The sequence below is a fragment of the Muricoccus vinaceus genome (assembly GCF_042433125.1).
GTDB classification, from domain to species: Bacteria; Pseudomonadota; Alphaproteobacteria; order Acetobacterales; family Acetobacteraceae; genus Roseomonas; species Roseomonas vinacea.
The window spans coordinates 312988-329906 of record NZ_JBHLVZ010000002.1 but is presented as its reverse complement, the minus strand read 5'-3'; the positions used below and the strand labels follow the sequence as shown (position 1 = coordinate 329906).

Sequence of the window (16919 nt, the reverse complement as noted above, 5' to 3'; positions counted from 1 at the left end):
CCGCGCCTCCTGCGCGGGCGCCGCTTGGGAGGAAGTCTGGCCCGCCGCCCGGCCGGCGGGAAGCCGTGGTTTGCGATCCACGTCCGGGCGGGGTCAGCCTTCGCCGGCCCGGTCCGGCTGGAAGTGGGCGCCGCCCAGGGGGCCGCGGACGCTCCAGCCGCCCTCCTGCCGCTCCGCGAAGTCGGGGCCGATCGGGGCCTTGCCCTGGCCCTCCGGCAGGTCGAGCGCGTAGGTCGGCCAGGCAAGGCCGGTGAGGCGGCCGCGCAGCCCCGCCAGCAGGGCCCGGCCCTCGGCGATCGGGACCTCGAAGCGGGCGGTGCCGGGCGCGCGGTCGAGCTGGTGGAGGTAGTAGGGCTTCACCCGGTTGGCGAGCATCGCGCGCAGGAGGCCCTCCATGGCCCCGGGCGTGTCGTTCACGCCGCGCAGCAGCACGGACTGGCCGAGAAGGGCGACTCCGGCGCGGGACAGGCGGCGGAGGGCGGCGCGGGCGTCGGCGGTGAACTCGCGGGCGTGGTTGGCGTGCAGGCAGAGGAAGAGCGCGGTTTCGGTGTCCAGCGCCTCCGCCATGGCCGCCGTGACGCGCGCGGGGTCGGCGACCGGCACGCGGGTGTGCAGGCGGATGATCTCGATATGCGGCATGGCCGAGAGGCGCCCGACGATGTGCCGGAGGCGCCGGGGGGAAAGCATCAGCGGGTCGCCGCCGGTGAGGATGGCCTCGCGGACGTCCGGGTGGGCGGCGAACCAGTCGAGGGCGGCTTCCAGCTCGGCCTCGCCCAGCACGCCGCCGGCCGGGCCGACCTGTTCGCGGCGGAAGCAGAAGCGGCAATAGACGGGGCAGGCCAGCAGGGGCTTGAGCAGGGCGCGGTCGGGGTAGCGGTGGGTCACGCCCTTGACCGGGGTATGCGGGTGGTCGGCGATGGGGTCGGCGCGCTCCTGGTCCGTCGCCTCCAGCTCGGCGGCATGGGGCAGGTACTGGGCGGCGATGGGATCGGCGGGGTCGGCCGGGTCGATCAGCGCGGCCATGGCGGGGGTGACGGAAACGGCGTAGCGCGCCGCGACCCGGCGCAGCGCCGGCAGCGCCGCGGGCGGGACCAGGCCCGCATCGGCCAGGGCGTCGGCGTCGCGGAGCGGGCGGGGGGTGGGGAGGGAGCCGTCGGGCATGGCGGGGCTGGTAGCCCCAACCGGGCCCTTGTGTCACGGACGGGGCCGATTTTGGCCGAGGAGGCAGCGAGCGTGCCGCAGCGATCCACCCCGAACTGGCATCCGGACAGCCTTGCCGGGCGGCTGCCCGCGCTGCGCCGCCGCGCCGCCCTGGCGCGCGACACCCGGGCCTTCTGGGAGAAACGGGGCTGCGTGGAGGTGGAGACGCCCTGCCTCGTGCCGGTGCCGGGCATGGAGGTGCATCTGCACGCCTTCCGCTCGCGCTTCGAGCCGCATCTGGGGCGGGGGGAGGGGATGGACCTCTGGCTGCGGACCTCCCCGGAGCTGGCGATCAAGCGGCTGCTGGTGGCGGGGGCGGGAAGCTGCTTCGAGCTGGCGCGGGTGTGGCGGAATGGGGAGGTTTCGCCCCGCCACGCGCCGGAATTCACCATGCTGGAGGTTTACCTCGCCGGCGGCGGGCTCGATGCGCTGATGGACGCGGTGGAGGACTACCTGCGCGCCGTGCTGCCGCCGGTGGTGTCGCATGAGGGGGTGGAGACGGCGCTTTCGGAACCCTTCGAGCGCGTGAGCGTGGCGGCGGCCTTCGCGCGGGTGGGGGTGGACGTGCTGGGCTCGGTCGATCCCGCGACGGCGGAGGGCGATGCGGCGGCGCTGGCCGGCGCGGCGCGCGCGGCGGGGCTGGCGGTGCCGCCGGGGCTCGGCTGGGAGGACCTGTTCTTTCACCTGATGCTGGAGCACGTGGAGCCGCATCTCGGGCGGGGGCGGGGGACCTTTCTCACCCACTGGCCGGCGCCCCAGGCCGCGCTGGCGCGGCGCGACCCCGCCGACCCGCGCGCCGCGTTGCGCTTCGAGGTCTTCGCGGCCGGGCTGGAGCTGGGCAATGCCTTCGACGAGCTGCGCGACGCCGGGGAGCAGCGCCTCCGCTTCGCGCGCGACGTGGCGGAGCGCGAGGCGCTGCACGGCACGTCGCAGGGAGGGGGCTGGGGGGTGGACGAGGACTTCCTGCTGGCGCTGGACCACGGGATGCCCGCGGTGTCCGGCATCGCCCTGGGCTTCGACCGCCTGGCCATGCTGGCGGCGGGGGTGCCGGGGCTGGAGGGAGTGCGCTGGCTCGGCGGCTGGCCCTACGGCAAAGGGTAACGGAGGGCGCGGGGCGCATCGAAGCGGTGCATCGGGCGTTGTGTGCGTCGGAAACGGAGGACGCTCACATGGTTGATACACGGTCGTTGCTGGAAGGCTTCCTGGGCGGTGGTTCGCGCGGGGGCGGAATCGGCAGCCTGGGCGGCGGAAGCTCGGGCTCCTCGGGCGGCGGGATCGGCAGCCTCGGCGGCGGGGGCGGCGGCGGGTCGCTGCGCGACGTGCTGGGCGGGCTGTTCGGCGGCTCCGGCGGCGGGATCGGCAGCCTGGGCGGCGAGGGCCGCGGTGGCGGCGGTCTGTTCGGCGGCGGCGGGATCGGCAGCCTCGGCGGCGGCGAGAGCCGGGGGGGCGGCATCTTCGGCGGCCCGATCGGCAGCCTCGGCGACGGGGAGCGCGGCGGCGGCGGGCTGTTCGGCGGGGGCGGCATCGGCAGCCTGGGGCGCGAGGGCACGGTTCAGCCGCCCTCGCAGGAGGATGACCGGGGCGGCGGCGGTTTGTTCGGCGGCGGCATCGGCAGCCCCGGGACGGGCGGCATGGGCGGCGGCGGCTTCGGCGGCGGGCTTGGCGGGATGCTGGGCGGCGGCCTCGGCACGGCGGCGGCGGGCGGGCTGCTCGGCTCGCTGCTGGGCGGCGGGCGCCGGCGGAGCGGCGGCGGCAGCCTGATGCAGATGGGCGGCATGGCCGTGCTGGGCACGCTGGCCTATCGCGCCTGGAAGCAGTTCCAGGAATCGCAGGGCGTGCCGGAGGCGGCCCGCGGCGGGGCGGCGGCGCCTTCCGCGCCCCCTTCCTCCGGTCCCTGGGCCGGCAGCGCCACCAACCCGGGCGGGGCGCCGGTTGGGGCCAAGGGCAGCGTGCCCGATCCGAAGGAGTTCGCGCAGGAGGAGATGGCGGCGGCCGATGGCCAGCCCTTCGGGCTTTCCGTGATCAAGGCCATGGTGTCCGCCGCCAAGGCGGACGGGCACATGGACAACGACGAGCGCGAGCGGATCTTCGGCGAGGTGGAGAAGCTGGGGCTGGACGCCGAGGCCAAGAGCTTCGTCTTCCAGGCGATGGACGCGCCGACCGATCCCGTGGCGATCGCGGCCCTCGCGCGCACCGACGCGCAGAAGGCCGAGCTCTACATGGCGTCCCGCCTCGTGGCGGAGCCGGACACGGCGGCGGAGCGCGCCTATCTGGACGCGCTGGCGCACCGGCTGGGCCTGGCCGCGGGGCTGCGGCAGTCGCTGGACGCGCAGGCCGCCGAGGCGCACCAGCTCGTGGAATCCGGCGCGCTGGAGCAGCCGCAGCAGGGGGGCGCCACCCCCCAGGTCTGAGCGCCCGGCGCCGAGGGCCTAGTCCGGAAGGAGCGCGCGGACTTCCGCCGCGCGCTCCACCGGCCAGGCATAGAAGTTGAAGATGTAGGGGTCCGACGCCTCGAAGACGGAGGGGTCGGGGCTGGCGCGCTGCATGGTCGGGCGGTGCAGCGTCGGCATCGGGTGCCAGCGGCCCTGGTGTTCAAAGGCGGTCTCGTAGCCGAGCGCGTCCAGGAAGGCCGGCACCGCCCAGGTGCAGCCCTCGGCATGGCGTTCCTCCAGTTCCAGCGTGAGCAGGGGACGGCAGCGCGCGAGCGTTTCCCGGGCGCCGCGCAGGATGGCGTATTCGGCGCCCTCCGCATCGATCTTGATGGCCGTGCAGTCGGCGAGGGAGAGGCTGTCCAGCGTGATGGCGGCCACGCTTTCCCGCCGGACGGCGACGCGGCTTGAACGATGGGCGGCGTAGGATTTCGAGGTGCTGGCCCATTGCCATTGCGGGGCGCCATCCAGCACGGGAACCGTCAGTTCCACCGTGCCGGCGACGTCGCCGAGGGCTTCAGGGCGCACGGTGATGTTGGGCCTGCCCGCCACCGCCGAGCTGAGGGCGGCGCGGGCCTCGCCCAGGGGTTCGAAGGCAAGGACGCGGGCGGCGGGAAGCCCGGCCAGCGGCAGGGTGAGCAGCCCCTCATGGGCGCCGGCGTCGACCAGCGTGCCCGGCCGGTGCAGGGCGGAAAGGAAGGTCAGTTCGTCCATCGCGCTCTCCGTTGCCCGGCGCCCCGGTGCCGTCCGGTCGCCACCCGGGGGTAGGGCCGGGCGCTTCCTTCGGCAACCGGGCGGACAGGGCGGACGTTTCAGGATCCGATCACCACTGGAGGCTCATCATGCGGGTCCTGACCCTTGCCGCCGCTTTGCTGCTGGCCGCCACGCCGGCCATGGCGAACCTGACGGACGGCGTGAGCACCACCGGCCGATCCCCGGGGCCGCCGCTGGATCAGGGGCCGGCCTCCGCGGCCACGGACCGCGCTTATTCGGGCGGCGGCGCGGTGCTGGAGGGCGCGCCGGGCGCGCCGGCGCCGGCGCCGTTGCAGACGGCCCCGGCCCAGTCCACCCGCCCGCAGAACATGCCGGCCCGCTGAGGCCGGGACCTCCCGCCAAGCCCCGCGGCATGGCGGAAGGGTCAGCGCGCGGGGCCGGGCGCGGCCGCGATGGCGGCGTTCATGGCGCGCAGGCCTTCCGGTGCGCCGTCCGGATGGTTCCACACGGCGCCCACCACGGCGAGGAAGTCCGCTCCCGCCGTCACCAGCGGGGCGCAGTTCGCGGCGGTGATGCCGCCGATGGCCACGCAGGGGATCTCGAAGATGGAGGACCACCACTCCAGGAGGTCCGTCTCGGCCTGGTGCTGCGCGTCCTTGGTGGTGGTGGGGAAGAAGGCGCCGAAGGCGACATAGTCGGCGCCCATCTCCCCCGCGCGCATCGCGAGGTGACGGCTGTCATGGCAGGTTATGCCAAGCGTCATCTCGCCCAGCAGGGCACGGGCGGCGGCATGGTCGCCGTCCTCCTGGCCCAGATGGGCGCCGTCGCAGCCGGTTTCCTTGGCCAGCGCGGCGTCGTCGTTCAGGAGGAAGGCGACGCCGCGCGACTGGGCGACGGGGCGGAGCGCATCGATGGCGCGGCGAAGCTCGCCGGGCGGTGCGTCCTTGAGGCGGAGCTGGAGGCAGGCGCAGTCGCCGGCATCGAGGGTGCGGGCGAGGTCATCGGGGAAGCGGGCGAGATCGATCCGCGGCGGGGTGACGAGATAGAGGCGGCAATCGTTCTGGGCGGCAGCCATGGGGCGTGTGTCCGTTTTGCGTGGCGCGCTCTATCGCATGACCAGCACGAGTTGGCGCGTGCCGAGGAAGGCGGCGAAGGACACCCAGCGCTCCTCCGCGAGGGTGGCGACGGAGCGGTTGGGAACGCCGGCCTGGAAGACGTCGTCCACCACCACGACGGCACCCGGGCTGGTGAAGCCGTGCAGCTGGCGCACCTGCCGCTCGATCACCTCGGGATCGTGGATCGCGTCGATGAAGGCGAAGTCCACGGGCGCGGAGGAGCGCACATGGGCGGAGAAGTTCTCGAAGGCGTCGTTGATCACGCGGGCGCGCGGCGAGATCGCGGCGATGTTGCGCTGGGCCACGTCCCAGTACTCGCCGATCTCGAAGGAAACGAGCTGGCCGTTGCGCTGGTTCTGCAGGGCGGCCGCGATGTAGGAGCCGGAGATGCCGAAGCCGGCGCCGGCCTCGAAGGCCAGGGCGGGGCGGAGGTCGGCCACGAGGGAGTAGAGGATCTCGCCGTAGGTGCTCGAAACGGCGATCTCGCCCGGGCGGCGCATCAGGCTGCCGCCCTTCCATTCGGCATAGGCATTGTGCAGGCGTCGCGGCGCGAAGATGGACATGTCGGCCGCGAGCTGCGCGATGGCCGGAAGCTGTGGCGCGCTGAGCTTGCGCTGGACGAGGTGGCGGAAGGCTTCTTCCGTCCAGCGTGCGTCGGGGTCGCGGCGCTGCACGCGAATGGCCAGCGCCTCGCGTGCCTCAAGGCCTGTTCTGAGCACTCGGGGCTTCCGTGCGAAGGCGGGGCGGGCGGTCATCGGTCGGCTTGGGGACCTTGGGGCGGGGTGCATTCTCGGGGGCACCTGCCACCGCGGCAAGCCCGCGCGGGGTTCGCCCCCGCGGGGGCGGAAGCGTCCTGGCTTGTCAGGCCTCGGCGGTTTCGAGGGCTCTGCCGGGCGTTTTGAACCCGAGAGTGGACAGGTGCCGGTGGCCCGCGCCGCCATCCAGGCCGGCGATGCTGCGGAAGCGCGGCAGGAGCGGGAAGGGTGCCACGCGCAGCAGGGCCGCCGCATCGAAGGGCCTGGTCACCACCTCGTCGCATTCGGCGGCGAAGGCCGGGGTCATCACCGGCACGCCCGACAGGTTGGTGGGCGGGCGGAAGCGGATGCCGAAGGCGGCGTAGTGGTCCTCGAACTTCGTGCCGTCCCCGGGGAGCGTCCAGTCCGCCTCCAGGAAGTCGCACCAGCGCGTGGGGATGCCATAGGCATGGGCCACGATCAGGCCGTGCAGCGACGTGCTGGCGATGTGCTCGCACTCGTTCACCTCGTCGATGAACGTCCGGATGCCCTCCTCGCCCACGCAGAGGATGGAGATCTCCTTCACCCCGTCGCAGCGGATCGGCTCGTGCTGGTGGGTGTAGTGGCGGATGAAGCCGAGCTTGTGGCGCTTCGGGGAGCGGGGCGTGTGGATCAGGGGCAGCAGCATGGCGGGGTCGCCGAAGACATCCGGCGGCTTGCCGCCGGAGTTTTCCACCAGCTGGCGCGACATGGGGCCGCGCACGGCGCGGTAATCGGCTTCGGGCGAGAGGACGTCGGTCATGCGCGGCGTGCCCGTTCCCCAGACGACCGTGCCGGGCCTGGCGAACTTGATGACCGAGCCGATGGCCAGGATGCCGTCGCCTTCCCTGGCGTGGCGCGGGGGCAGGCCGCTCAGCGATTCCACGAGGAACGGGTTGAGCACGTCGCCGAAGTTGCCGGGAAAGGGCGTGTCCATCCAGTAGACGGCAGGACGTTCCTCGCGCCGGAGCTGGAGGGCCTCGGCGCGCTTCTCCAGGCCGACCAGGAAGCGGCGGCTCTGGGCGAAGGCCTGGACCTCCGGCTCTTCCATGGCCTCGAGCTTCTGCAGGTTGGTGTGGGCACGGCGCCAGTTGCCGGTGGCGAGCGCGGCCTCGACCAGGATCTTGCGGGGCTCGGCGGCCTCGGGGGCGCCCCCGAAGGTGGCTTTCACCACGCGCGCGGCGCCCTCCGGGTCGTCCATCTTCAGGCTGAGGCGCGCGAGCGAGAGGGCGGCGTGATGGTCCGTCCGGTCGATGCCATGCGCCTTCTGGAGGAAGGTCCGGGCCTGCTCGCGCTTGCCGTTGCGGATACACTGCGCGGCGTAGTTGATCAGCAGGCGGGTCTGGCGGCGCAACTCGAACACGCGGGCGGCGTGCTGCTCCACCTGCCCCTTGAAGGCGGCGACGTTGCCGCTTTCGCCGAAGACGAAGCATGTGCCGGCGCCGATCCGCGCCTCGGTCTTGGCGATCATGTCGCCGGGCAGGAGCATGACCGCGAGGGCTTCGGGAAAGCTCTGCCAGGCTTCCTCGAGAAAGAAGTCGTCCGTGCCGGTGGAGGTGCTGTCACGCTCCAGCGCCGCCATGTGCTCGACGAAGCGGCGGGTCTTCCCGGTGCCGTTGAAGTGGATGAAGCCCGGGTGGAAGGTGCGGGCGAGCTGGACGGGGTCGTAGTCGCGCAGGTTGCGGAAGCCGCGCAGAAAGGCCGCGATGTCGTAGGAGGCGTTGTCGAACAGGGCGGGGCGCTGCACCAGCACGGTGTCGACATCGGCCCAGAAGATGCCGTCGGGGTGCTTGGCCAGCATGTCCCGGTAGAAGGGGATCTTGCGGCGGCAGATGTGGGACCAGGACTCGTCCTCGCGCTTGGTGACCTCCTGGATGTCGTGGGGCACCCCGAGGCGCTCGCAGGCCTGCATCAGGCGCTCGGCGGCTTCGTAATAGTAGCGGCTGCCGCCGTAGAAGCTGACCAGCGTCGGAACCCGGGGCAAGGACTTCGCCTCGGCAGCCATAATGGCTGTCATCGGAATGCTCCTGATTTGCTCTGCGGCAGATCGACCGAAAACGACAATTATCAACATATCGTGTGGTCGAGAAGCGTTGTGTTGACTTCCACGGGAAGCTTGGAGCGGGGACTGCCCTGGCGTGTGTTTTCGACAACACGGCGCCATCGCTCGACACCGCGCGGATAAGTTTTAAGTCATTGAATTAGAGAGTATTTTTGCCGTTTGACTGCAATTCAGGCGTTGCCTTCCGGGGCGGAGGAACCGAGTGCCGGCGCTGCAAAACATCTCGGCTCAAGATAGCATTGTCATTTTTATTGATTGCGATGTCGGTGTGAAACAGATCGGGAAAAGTTCCGGCGTTGCACTCCGCCGCTCATCCGCTGTGCCCCGGATGGCGCTGCAGGAGGAAATGATCTCGTGCAAGAACGATTCGGCGCGCTGCTCTCCTTGCGGTGCCATCCTTCCCACGCATCGCATGCGACGAACCCGCTCCTGAGCAGCGCGGCTTTCCCGGGCGATGCCGCGCCCATCGGTCCGCGCACCCGGCGGCACCGGAGCATGCCGGGGAGCGGCGGCCTGGCTGTGTGCGTCCCGGGGGGCTGCACGCCCGTGCCCGGCGCGCGCGGGCGGCGGCCCGGGGGGAAGGCTTCCGCCCGCCCCCTCGACGCCGCCGGGCTTCAGGGCGTGCCCTGCGCCACCTCGGCGCGGTAGGCTTCGATGATGTCGGACAGCAAGGCCAGGGCTTCGGCCTTGGGGCGCTGGAAGGTGTTGCGCCCGATGATCGAGCCGTTGCCTCCGCCCTGGTGGATGCCGCGCGCCATCGCGGTCATGGAATCCGCCGTGCCGGCCTCGCCGCCCGAGAAGACCACGAGGCGGCGGCCGTTGAAGCAGGCCTGCACGACGTGGCGGATGCGGCCGGCCAGCTCGGTGATGTCGGGGACGGGAGCCTTCTCGTAGGTCTTCTTCGCGGCGTCGAGGAAGATGGCCTCGGCGGGCGGCTTCACCTTGATGATGTGGGCGCCGAGCAGGGCGGCCATGTGCGCGGCGTAGGCGCAGATGTCGAGCGCGGTTTCGCCGACCTTGTCGAGCATCGGGCCGCGCGGGTAGCTCCAGACCACCACGGCGAGGCCGACGGACTTCGCCTCCTCCGCCATCTCGCGCAGCTCCTCCATCATCTCGAACTGGTATTCGGAGCCGGGATAGATGGTGAAGCCGATGGCCGAGCAGCCGAGGCGCAGCGCGTCCGAGACCGAGCCCGTGACGGCCTGATCCTTGGTGGTGGAGAGGGAGTTGGAGCTGTTGACCTTCAGGATGGTCGGGATGGCGCCGGCATAGGTGGAGGCGCCGGCCTCGATCATGCCGAGCGGCGCGGCATAGGCGTTCAGCCCGGCCTCGATCGCCAGCTCGAAGTGGTAGCGCGGGTCGTAGGCGGCGGGGTTGGGGGCGAAGGAGCGCGCGGGGCCGTGCTCGAAGCCCTGGTCCACGGGCAGGATCACCATGCGGCCCGTGCCGCCGAGGCGGCCCTGCATCAGGATGCGGGCGAGGTTGCCCTTGGTGCCGGGATTGTCGCTCTCGTACCAGGAGAGGATCTCCCGCACCTTTGGCGTCAGCTGCATGGCCTGGTCTCCTCCCGAGTTCCGTGGTGCGGGAGTGTAGCGGGCGGGCGGGTGGTGTCACGCGCCGCCCGCCCGGGCCGGTTCAGGGCGTGCTGCCGGAGGCGGCGGTGTGGCGGAGGATGTGGCCGGCGATGATGGCCCGGGCGGCGGGGCGGCGGAGGTCGAGGCCCGCGAGGTCCAGCGCGAGGGGGGCTTCTGGGAGAACGGTGGCGCCGAGCGACGAGGCGGCGCCGGCGACCTGGGGAAAGGCGGGGTGGGTGCCCTCCAGCACCAGCAGCCGCCAGCCCTGGCGCAGCGCATCGAGCGCGAGCCCTGCGGCGGTGCCGCAATCCAGCGCCGCCCGGTGCGGAACGCCGGGGTGGCGGGAGGCGGCCCCGGCGACCATGGCCGCGATCACCGCCGCGCCCGGCCAGGCCGCCGCCGCCGGCGCGGAGAGCAGCAGCAGGAGCGGCGGGCCCGGCAGGGTGGCCGCGGCGGCGAGGGCGGCCGCGGCTTCGTCGGCGCGCCGGAAGAGCAAGGCGGGGGGTGTCACGGTTGACCCTCTTGCGGGTGGATGCCTAAAGCCCGCACGCTTGCCGCAAGGCGGAGGCCCGGGATACGGGCCTGCGGGGCGGTCGGCGTTGGCCTGCGGGAAAGCATAGGGCAAGATGGTGCCGGAAGCGCAATGACTGGGCGAGGGGACACGCGGGAGTTGGGACGGCATGTCTGACAGCCTGGCAGAGGCGGCCGCAAGGCTGGAGGCGGCGGTGGAGCGCCTGGCGGCCGTGGCGCGGGCGGCGGCGGAGGAGCGTGCGGAGCGCGGGGGCGGAGCGCCGGGCGTGCCGCCGGCCGAGGTGGCCGCGCTGTCCGCCCGGCTGGAGGCGACCATCGCGCGGCTTCGCGCGGCGCTGCCCGAGGGCGGGGAGCTGCCGGACGGGATGGATCTGCCCGACGAGGCGGCCGCCGATGATGGGCTGCCGGAGGATGGCGAGCCGGGGGATGCCGGGCTTGGGGATGTCGAGCCCAGGGATGCCGGCCCCGGGGATATCCAGTCCGGGGATATCCAGTCCGGGGATGTCGGGCCTGATGATGTCGCGGCCGGCGGGCGGAAGCGGCCGGATGGTGGCCCCGCCGCGGGCGAGAGGGCCGATGCAACGCGTCGCGCCGGGGAGGGCTGAGCTTTGGGACAGGTCACGGTTCGCGTGGGCGGCTACAGCCATCCGGTCTCCTGCGAGGACGGGCAGGAGGCGCATCTGATCGCCCTGGCGGCGGAGGTCGACCGCCGCGTCGCCTCGGTGAAGACCATGGGCGGCAGCTATGGCGAGCCGCGGCTGCTGCTGCTGGCGGCGCTGCTGCTGGCGGACGAGGTGCACGACCTGAAGGTGGAGGTGGCGCAGGCGCGAGCGGGGGTGCTGCCGCCCCTGCCGGCGACGGACCCGCGGCTGGCCGAGCGGCTGGTGCGCGTGGCCGAGCGCATCGAGGGGATCGCGGCCGATCTCGGCAAGGGCTGAGGCGGACGCCGGGGCTTGCGCGCGGCCTGGGATCTTTTATCCGGCGGTGCCCGGCGCGCCCTGGCGCGGCCGGGTGCGAGCGCCTACATGGATGGGGCGGGGCTGCCTTTCGCGCCAGGCAAATCATCCCCAGGGCCAATAAGCATCCTCCGGGAGCTGGCTCTGTCCGGATCTTGGTCCGGGTATCTGGTGCCCACCTGCGCTAGCAGGCCTTGGGAGGACGAATCGCCAGCGGTCATGGCGGCTCCGCACTTTTTCCCCTCGTTTCCACGGCATTGCCCGGCATGACGTCCGGGGGCGACGATGCACGCCTGCGCGCGGCCAAGGTCGTGGCGCGCGAGGAGGCGCAGGCGCGCCGGGCCCAGGCGCCTGCCGAGGGCACCGGGCCGGCGCTGGCGGCCCATGTGCTGCGCGAGGCGCCGCCGCCGGCCGGCGCGGTGGTCGCGGGGTTCTGGCCCATGGGGCACGAGATCGATGTCCGGCCGCTGCTGCGGGCCCTGGCGGGGCGGGGGCACGCGCTGTGCCTGCCGCGCACGCCCCGGCGCGGGCTGCCGCTGGATTTCCGTGCCTTCGCCTTCGGCGACCCCATGGACAAGGGGCCTTTCGGCACCGTGCAGCCGCGGGCCGACGCCCAGCCGGTGGTTCCGGGCTTCGTCGTCGTGCCGCTTCTGGCTTTCGACCGCGCGGGGCGGCGGCTGGGCTATGGCGGCGGGTATTACGACCGGACCCTGGCCGGGCTGCCCGGGGCCGCGACGCTGGGCGTGGCCTTTGCCTGCCAGGAGATGCAGGAGGTGCCCGCGGGCCCGCTGGACGCGCCGCTGGATGCGGTGGCCACGGAGGCGGGGGTGATGCGGTTCCGCGTGGCTTTTTCCGGAGATGATGGCGCGTGAGGATCCTGTTCCTGGGCGACGTGGTGGGGCGCTCGGGTCGCGACGCGGTGGTGGAGCGCCTGCCGGGGCTGCGGCGCGAGGTCGCGGCCGACCTGGTGGTGCTGAACGCCGAGAACGCCTCCCACGGGTTCGGGCTCGCGCCGGACATGGCGCGGGCCTTTCTGGAGGCGGGGGCGGACGTGCTGACGCTGGGCAACCATGCCTGGGACCGCAAGGAGATCATCCCCTACATCGAGGGGGAGCCGCGGCTGATCCGGCCCATGAACTATCCGCCGGGCACGCCGGGGCGGGGGGCGACCGTGGTGGAGGTGCCGGGTGGCCGGCGGGCGCTGGTGCTGCAGGTGATGGGGCGGCTGTTCATGGAGCCGCTGGACGATCCCTTCCGCGCCGCGCAGGCGGAGCTGGCGCGGCACAGCCTGGGCGCCAGGGGCTCCGTGCAGGCGGTGGTGGTGGACATCCATGCCGAGGCCACGAGCGAGAAGCTGGGCTTCGGGCATTCCTTCGACGGGCGGGTGAGCCTGATCGCGGGCACCCATACCCATGTGCCCACCGCCGACCATCAGGTGCTGGAGGGGGGCACGGCCTTTGTGTCCGACGCCGGGATGTGCGGGGACTATGACAGCGTGATCGGCATGGGGAAGGCCGGGGCCTCCATCCGGTTCTGGCGCAAGGTGCCGGCGGAGCGGCTGTCCCCGGCGGAAGGGCAGGCGACGCTGTGCGGGGTGCTCGTGGAAACCGATGACGCGACGGGGTTGGCGCTGCGGATCGGGCCGTTGCGGCTGGGCGGGCGGCTGTCGCAGGTGATGCCGGGGTTCTGAGGCGGCCGTGCCCCGGGCGCATGCCGGGCGTCCGGCATGAGCTTCGGGCGCGGGGCAGGGGCGTGCATCCGCGGCTGCACGAAACGGTCCGGCGGGCGTAGTCTTTCCGCCATGGATCTGGACGCGAAGCCCGGAACGCGGGTGGTTTTCATCGGAGGGCCGGAGAGCGAACCGCAGGTGATCGGGGCCTCCGCGGTTCTGGCCCTGGGGCGGTCCTATACCGTCGGCTGGATCGAGCTCGGCGCCTGCGAGTCCTCGGTCTTCCTGGTCGAGCACCCGCGCATGCCCTTCAACACGCTGCTCTTCCGCCATGCCGAGGAGGATGGCGCCGCCGGGGATGGGGAAACGGTGCCGGCCCGGCCGGGCAACGTCGTCGCGGTGGAGTTCCGGCAGGGCCGGCTGCGCTTGTGCGGCGGCTTTCCGGCGTAGGACCGGGGCGGCCGGTGACGCCGGCCCGGCGCCCCGCCGACCGGACCTGGCCCGCCCCGCGGCCGCCGTCCGACGCGGGACCCCTCCGGGTTGAACGACACCCTGGCCTCCGCGCGCCTGTCCATTTCCCCGATGGCCCATGCCGCGGCGCTGGCCGCCCGGCCGGAGCACGGCCCCGGGCGGTGGCGGGCCGGGCGGCGAGGCCGTGGCGCCGCCCCGCCCACGCGGTGCTCAGAGATGGATCAGTTCGGGCGCGAAGAAGCCCAGGCCTGCGAGCGCGATGCCGATGACGCCCAGCACCGCGCCGCCGAGGGCGAGCAGCGGCACGCCCGTGACGATGCTGGCCGAGGCGATGACGATGGCGACCTGGAAGGCGGCGGAGCCGTACTCGTACATGTGGTAGGCGGACATGGAGCGGTCGCGCACGCGCTCGGCGGCCTTGGCGCGGTCGGCGAGTTCCCGCCGGCCCTCGCCCGTGGCGGGCTCGCTTTCCCAGCGCTGGGCGGTGGCCAGCCAGATCTGGATCTGGCGGGTGGTGGCGGCGCGGCGGTCTTCCTCGGTGGCCTCCGGGGCCAGGGCGAGCTGCTCGGCGGCGGTGCGCACCGTGGTCTGGCGGATGGATCGGGCCTGGAAGAAGGCCCAAAGGTTCGAGGCCTCCACGTTGCGGGAGAGTGCCTCGGTCTGCGCGCCCTTGGCGCCCGTTTCGGCCAGCGCCAGGCAGAGGGCGAGGACGGCGATGAGGAGCGCGACGCGCTTGTTCTCGCCGCTGTGGTCGACATGGCCGTGGCCGGTCATGAGGGTTCCCCTTTCATGAAAAAACCTCCATGCCATCGGGTCACGGGGCTGTGAAGGGGTTCAATCCTCCCGGACGCGCCCGCGGCCCTGCTTGATGCCGGAGCGCACGGTCTTGGCGGTGAGGCGCCGTTCCTGGCTGCCCTTGGTGGGGCGGGTCGGCCGGCGGATGATCGGGGCGACGAGCGCGTCGCGGATCAGGGCGGAAAGGCGGGCGCGGGCGGCCTCGCGGTTGCGGTCCTGCGTCCGGTGCTCGCGCGAGGTGAGGAGAAGCGCGCCCTCCGCGGTCATGCGGCGGCCGGCGAGGGCGCGGAGGCGGGCCAGGATGGGCTCGGTCAGCCCCGGCACGCGCGTGGTGTCCAGGCGAAGCTGCACGGCCGTGGCCACCTTGTTGACGTTCTGCCCGCCCGGGCCGGAGGCGGCGATGAAGCTTTCCTCCAGCGCCTCGGCGGGGATGGTCAGGCGGTGGGTGATCCGGAGCGGGTCCAAGCTAGTAGAGTTCGGCCGCGCACTGGGGGGCGCTGACCTCGTCGTAGGATTCGCGGGTCAGGCGGCCCCGGGTGTGCTCGGCCAGCATCTCGCCGGCCGTGGGAGTGCCTTCCGGCTTCGCGGCGCCGGACCAGAGCCCGGCGCGCAGCAGGGCACGGGGGCACTGGATGTAGACCTCGGTGACGGAGAGCACGAGGACGGTGGCCGGCAGGATGCGGCCCATGGCCAGGCGCTCGCGCAGCGCGGGGTCGGTGGTGATGCGGGCGGTGCCGTGGACGCGCAGCGTCTCGTTCATGCCGGGCACGAAGAAGAGCAAGGCGGCGCGCGGGTCGTCCAGCACGTCGCGGAGCGCATCGAGGCGGTTGTTGCCGCGGCGGTCGGGGAGGGCGACCGTGCGCTCGTCGAGCAGGTGGACGAAGCCGGCGGCGTCGCCGCGGGGCGTCGCGTGCGGGCCGCGGCGGCCGGTGGTGGAGAGGATGAAGAAGGGTGAGTTGGCGATGAAGGCGGCGCTCCGGGCCGCGATGCGGTCGCCCACCTTCACCCGGACGCGCTCGCTCGGGGTGGGATAGAGGGCGGCCAGCGCATCGTGCGTGGTGACGTCGAAGGGGTTGGCGGCGGGGTTGGCGTCCATGGCGGGGCTCCGGTGCGGCGCCATGGTGGGGCATGGCGCGGGAAGAACAAGGGCGGGCCGGCCGGGCCGGCCGTTCCGCCCCAAGGGTTGCGCGCGGGTGGCGCGGGGCTCTGGCGGCCCCTATGATCGGCGCCCGCCGTTCCCGCCGCGCGGGCCATACCCTCCGGGCCGTTCGGTCCGAGCGGGAGAGGTCCCGGCGGGCCGGCCTGCAACCCTCATGCCGGGCGCCCTCGCCCCGGCCCGCGAAAGAACAGGATCGCCGCCATGGCCGGCCACAGCCACGCCAAGAACATCGCGCACCGCAAGGCCGCCCAGAGCGCCAAGCGCGCCCAGGCCTGGGGCAAGCTGATCCGCGAGGTCACCGTCTCGGCCAAGCAGGGCATGCCCGACCCCGCGCACAACCCGCGCCTGCGGGCGGCGGTGAAGGCGGCGCTGGTGAACAACATGCCGCGCGACACGGTGGAGCGCGCGATCAAGCGCGTGGCCCAGGGCACGGACACCGAGAACTACGACGAGGTGCGCTACGAGGGGTATGGGCCCAACGGCGTCGCCATCATCGTGGAGGCGCTGACGGACAACCGGAACCGCACGGCCTCCGACCTGCGCTCCATGTTCTCGAAGAACGGGGGGGCGCTGGGGGAGAGCAACTCGGTGGCCTTCCAGTTCGAGCGCGAGGGGGTGGTGCGCTACCCGCCCTCGGCCGGGGATGCCGACACGGTGCTGGAGGCGGCGATCGAGGCCGGGGCGTCGGACGTGGAAAGCGACGAGGACGGGCACGCGATCCGCACGGCGGTGGAGGACCTGTTCACGGTGCGCGACGCGCTGGAGGCGAAGCTCGGCCCGGCCGAGAGCGCTAAGCTGGAATGGCGGCCCAACGCCTCCGTGCCGCTGGACGAGGACAGCGCGCGCGGCGTGCTGAAGCTGGTGGACGCGCTGGACGAGCACGACGACGTGCAGAACGTTTACGCCAATTTCGACGTGCCGGACGACGTGCTCGATCGGCTGACGGCTTGAACCGCTCCGTCCGCATCCTCGGGCTCGATCCCGGGCTGCAGCACACGGGCTGGGGGCTGGTGGAGAGCACGGGATCGCGGCTGCGCCACCTGGGCGACGGCGTCGTGAGCACCAAGGCCGACCTGCCGCTGGCGGAACGGCTCTGCATCATCCACCGGGCGCTCTCGGCCCTGATCGAGGAGCACCGGCCGGACGAGGCGGCGGTGGAGCACACCTATGTCAACAAGAACCCGGGGGCGGCGCTGAAGCTGGGCCAGGCGCGCGGGGTGGTGCTGCTGGCGCCGGCGCTGCTGGGCGTGGTGGTGGCGGAGTACCAGGCGATGGAGATCAAGCGCGCGGTGGTCGGCACGGGCCATGCCGACAAGATCCAGGTGCAGGACATGGTCCGGCGGCTGCTGCCGGGGGCGGTGATCAAGCGGGCGGACGCGGCGGACGCGCTGGCCATCGCGATCTGCCACGCCAACCACCGTTCCACGCGGATCGCCCTGGCGCGGGGCTACGCGCCGGCATGATCGGGACG

20 protein-coding genes and 1 other RNA gene are annotated in these 16919 nt (G+C 73.0%); 11 read left to right on the top strand and 10 right to left on the bottom strand.

Annotated features, from left to right (window positions below):
- Positions 1-93 precede the first annotated feature (93 nt).
- Positions 94-1161 (bottom strand): lysine-2,3-aminomutase-like protein, encoded by a 1068-nt coding sequence (locus tag ACFFIC_RS03340; protein ID WP_377048650.1) that lies wholly within the window; start codon positions 1159-1161, stop codon positions 94-96.
- 72 nt (positions 1162-1233) lie between these two features.
- Here ACFFIC_RS03340 and epmA point away from each other — a divergent pair, with 72 nt between their 5' ends.
- On the top strand, positions 1234-2301 hold the full coding sequence (epmA, locus tag ACFFIC_RS03335) for an EF-P lysine aminoacylase EpmA (RefSeq protein WP_377048649.1): 1068 nt from the start codon (positions 1234-1236) through the stop codon (positions 2299-2301).
- Positions 2302-2369: 68 nt separating this feature from the next.
- Positions 2370-3611, top strand: a complete 1242-nt coding sequence (locus ACFFIC_RS03330; protein WP_377048647.1) for a tellurite resistance TerB family protein — start codon at positions 2370-2372, stop codon at positions 3609-3611.
- Positions 3612-3629: 18 nt separating this feature from the next.
- Here the strand turns inward: ACFFIC_RS03330 and ACFFIC_RS03325 are convergent, their stop codons facing one another.
- Positions 3630-4343 carry an FkbM family methyltransferase gene (locus ACFFIC_RS03325; protein ID WP_377048646.1) on the bottom strand — a complete coding sequence of 238 codons (714 nt, stop codon included), beginning with the start codon at positions 4341-4343 and terminating at the stop codon, positions 3630-3632.
- Positions 4344-4471: 128 nt separating this feature from the next.
- On the opposite strand from ACFFIC_RS03325, the gene ACFFIC_RS03320 reads away from it, so the two are divergent.
- Positions 4472-4726: a hypothetical protein gene (locus ACFFIC_RS03320; protein WP_377048645.1), complete on the top strand. Its 255-nt coding sequence runs from the start codon at positions 4472-4474 to the stop codon at positions 4724-4726.
- 41 nt (positions 4727-4767) lie between these two features.
- Here the strand turns inward: ACFFIC_RS03320 and thiE are convergent, their stop codons facing one another.
- The 5 genes from thiE to ACFFIC_RS03295 all read right to left on the bottom strand — a co-directional run bounded on the left by thiE (position 4768) and on the right by ACFFIC_RS03295 (position 10378).
- Positions 4768-5418, bottom strand: coding sequence for a thiamine phosphate synthase (thiE, locus tag ACFFIC_RS03315; protein ID WP_377048644.1), 651 nt, complete (start codon positions 5416-5418; stop codon positions 4768-4770).
- 30 nt (positions 5419-5448) lie between these two features.
- A complete protein-coding gene (locus ACFFIC_RS03310; RefSeq protein WP_377048643.1) occupies positions 5449-6177 on the bottom strand; it encodes an O-methyltransferase in 729 nt (242 codons plus the stop codon).
- Between the two features lie 142 nt (positions 6178-6319).
- Positions 6320-8248: a polysaccharide pyruvyl transferase family protein gene (locus ACFFIC_RS03305; RefSeq protein WP_377048642.1), complete on the bottom strand. Its 1929-nt coding sequence runs from the start codon at positions 8246-8248 to the stop codon at positions 6320-6322.
- Positions 8249-8907: 659 nt separating this feature from the next.
- Complete coding sequence (locus ACFFIC_RS03300) at positions 8908-9846, bottom strand: class I fructose-bisphosphate aldolase (protein ID WP_377048640.1); 939 nt, start codon at positions 9844-9846, stop codon at positions 8908-8910.
- Positions 9847-9928: 82 nt separating this feature from the next.
- Positions 9929-10378 carry a hypothetical protein gene (locus ACFFIC_RS03295; protein WP_377048639.1) on the bottom strand — a complete coding sequence of 150 codons (450 nt, stop codon included), beginning with the start codon at positions 10376-10378 and terminating at the stop codon, positions 9929-9931.
- Between the two features lie 169 nt (positions 10379-10547).
- On the opposite strand from ACFFIC_RS03295, the gene ACFFIC_RS03290 reads away from it, so the two are divergent.
- From ACFFIC_RS03290 to ACFFIC_RS03265, 6 genes are all read left to right on the top strand, one after another.
- Positions 10548-11003, top strand: a complete 456-nt coding sequence (locus ACFFIC_RS03290) for a hypothetical protein (RefSeq protein ID WP_377048637.1) — start codon at positions 10548-10550, stop codon at positions 11001-11003.
- A gap of 3 nt (positions 11004-11006) precedes the next feature.
- Entirely contained in the window at positions 11007-11336 is a 330-nt protein-coding gene (locus tag ACFFIC_RS03285; protein ID WP_377048636.1) for a cell division protein ZapA, read from the top strand.
- A gap of 96 nt (positions 11337-11432) precedes the next feature.
- Positions 11433-11587: non-coding RNA, 6S RNA (ssrS, locus tag ACFFIC_RS03280), on the top strand.
- Between the two features lie 33 nt (positions 11588-11620).
- Positions 11621-12226 (top strand): 5-formyltetrahydrofolate cyclo-ligase, encoded by a 606-nt coding sequence (locus ACFFIC_RS03275; protein ID WP_377048635.1) that lies wholly within the window; start codon positions 11621-11623, stop codon positions 12224-12226.
- Positions 12223-13044 (top strand): TIGR00282 family metallophosphoesterase, encoded by an 822-nt coding sequence (locus ACFFIC_RS03270; RefSeq protein ID WP_377048634.1) that lies wholly within the window; start codon positions 12223-12225, stop codon positions 13042-13044. Before ACFFIC_RS03275 ends, ACFFIC_RS03270 begins: the two co-directional genes overlap by 4 nt.
- 111 nt (positions 13045-13155) lie before the next feature.
- Positions 13156-13473: a hypothetical protein gene (locus ACFFIC_RS03265; RefSeq protein WP_377048633.1), complete on the top strand. Its 318-nt coding sequence runs from the start codon at positions 13156-13158 to the stop codon at positions 13471-13473.
- Between the two features lie 231 nt (positions 13474-13704).
- Here ACFFIC_RS03265 and ACFFIC_RS03260 read toward each other — a convergent pair whose 3' ends face one another.
- The 3 genes from ACFFIC_RS03260 to ACFFIC_RS03250 are packed head-to-tail and all read right to left on the bottom strand — an operon-like array spanning position 13705 to position 15385.
- Positions 13705-14268, bottom strand: coding sequence for a DUF4337 domain-containing protein (locus ACFFIC_RS03260; protein ID WP_377048631.1), 564 nt, complete (start codon positions 14266-14268; stop codon positions 13705-13707).
- 60 nt (positions 14269-14328) lie between these two features.
- On the bottom strand, positions 14329-14754 hold the full coding sequence (arfB, locus tag ACFFIC_RS03255; protein ID WP_377048630.1) for an alternative ribosome rescue aminoacyl-tRNA hydrolase ArfB: 426 nt from the start codon (positions 14752-14754) through the stop codon (positions 14329-14331).
- Between the two features lies 1 nt (position 14755).
- The gene (locus tag ACFFIC_RS03250; RefSeq protein ID WP_377048629.1) at positions 14756-15385 is read right to left on the bottom strand and encodes an MSMEG_1061 family FMN-dependent PPOX-type flavoprotein; all 630 of its coding nucleotides are present in this window, start codon (positions 15383-15385) and stop codon (positions 14756-14758) included.
- Positions 15386-15649: 264 nt separating this feature from the next.
- Here ACFFIC_RS03250 and ACFFIC_RS03245 point away from each other — a divergent pair, with 264 nt between their 5' ends.
- Both ACFFIC_RS03245 and ruvC read left to right on the top strand, forming a co-directional pair.
- Entirely contained in the window at positions 15650-16399 is a 750-nt protein-coding gene (locus ACFFIC_RS03245) for a YebC/PmpR family DNA-binding transcriptional regulator (protein ID WP_377048628.1), read from the top strand.
- Positions 16396-16911: a crossover junction endodeoxyribonuclease RuvC gene (gene ruvC / locus ACFFIC_RS03240; protein WP_377048627.1), complete on the top strand. Its 516-nt coding sequence runs from the start codon at positions 16396-16398 to the stop codon at positions 16909-16911. The genes ACFFIC_RS03245 and ruvC overlap by 4 nt, the downstream gene beginning before the upstream one ends.
- Positions 16912-16919: the final 8 nt, after the last annotated feature.

Excerpts from the sequence above, each read along its gene's own strand:
- ACFFIC_RS03260 (WP_377048631.1), bottom strand. The coding sequence starts at position 14,268 with ATGACCGGCCACGGCCATGTCGACCACAGCGGCGAGAACAAGCGCGTC.
- ACFFIC_RS03340 (WP_377048650.1), bottom strand. The coding sequence starts at position 1,161 with ATGCCCGACGGCTCCCTCCCCACCCCCCGCCCGCTCCGCGACGCCGAC.
- ACFFIC_RS03300 (WP_377048640.1), bottom strand. The coding sequence starts at position 9,846 with ATGCAGCTGACGCCAAAGGTGCGGGAGATCCTCTCCTGGTACGAGAGC.
- ACFFIC_RS03250 (WP_377048629.1), bottom strand. The coding sequence starts at position 15,385 with ATGGACGCCAACCCCGCCGCCAACCCCTTCGACGTCACCACGCACGAT.
- ACFFIC_RS03290 (WP_377048637.1), top strand. The coding sequence starts at position 10,548 with ATGTCTGACAGCCTGGCAGAGGCGGCCGCAAGGCTGGAGGCGGCGGTG.
- ACFFIC_RS03325 (WP_377048646.1), bottom strand. The coding sequence starts at position 4,343 with ATGGACGAACTGACCTTCCTTTCCGCCCTGCACCGGCCGGGCACGCTG.
- ACFFIC_RS03265 (WP_377048633.1), top strand. The coding sequence starts at position 13,156 with ATGGATCTGGACGCGAAGCCCGGAACGCGGGTGGTTTTCATCGGAGGG.
- ACFFIC_RS03245 (WP_377048628.1), top strand. The coding sequence starts at position 15,650 with ATGGCCGGCCACAGCCACGCCAAGAACATCGCGCACCGCAAGGCCGCC.
- thiE (WP_377048644.1), bottom strand. The coding sequence starts at position 5,418 with ATGGCTGCCGCCCAGAACGATTGCCGCCTCTATCTCGTCACCCCGCCG.
- ACFFIC_RS03320 (WP_377048645.1), top strand. The coding sequence starts at position 4,472 with ATGCGGGTCCTGACCCTTGCCGCCGCTTTGCTGCTGGCCGCCACGCCG.
- ACFFIC_RS03305 (WP_377048642.1), bottom strand. The coding sequence starts at position 8,248 with ATGACAGCCATTATGGCTGCCGAGGCGAAGTCCTTGCCCCGGGTTCCG.
- ACFFIC_RS03275 (WP_377048635.1), top strand. The coding sequence starts at position 11,621 with ATGACGTCCGGGGGCGACGATGCACGCCTGCGCGCGGCCAAGGTCGTG.
- ACFFIC_RS03330 (WP_377048647.1), top strand. The coding sequence starts at position 2,370 with ATGGTTGATACACGGTCGTTGCTGGAAGGCTTCCTGGGCGGTGGTTCG.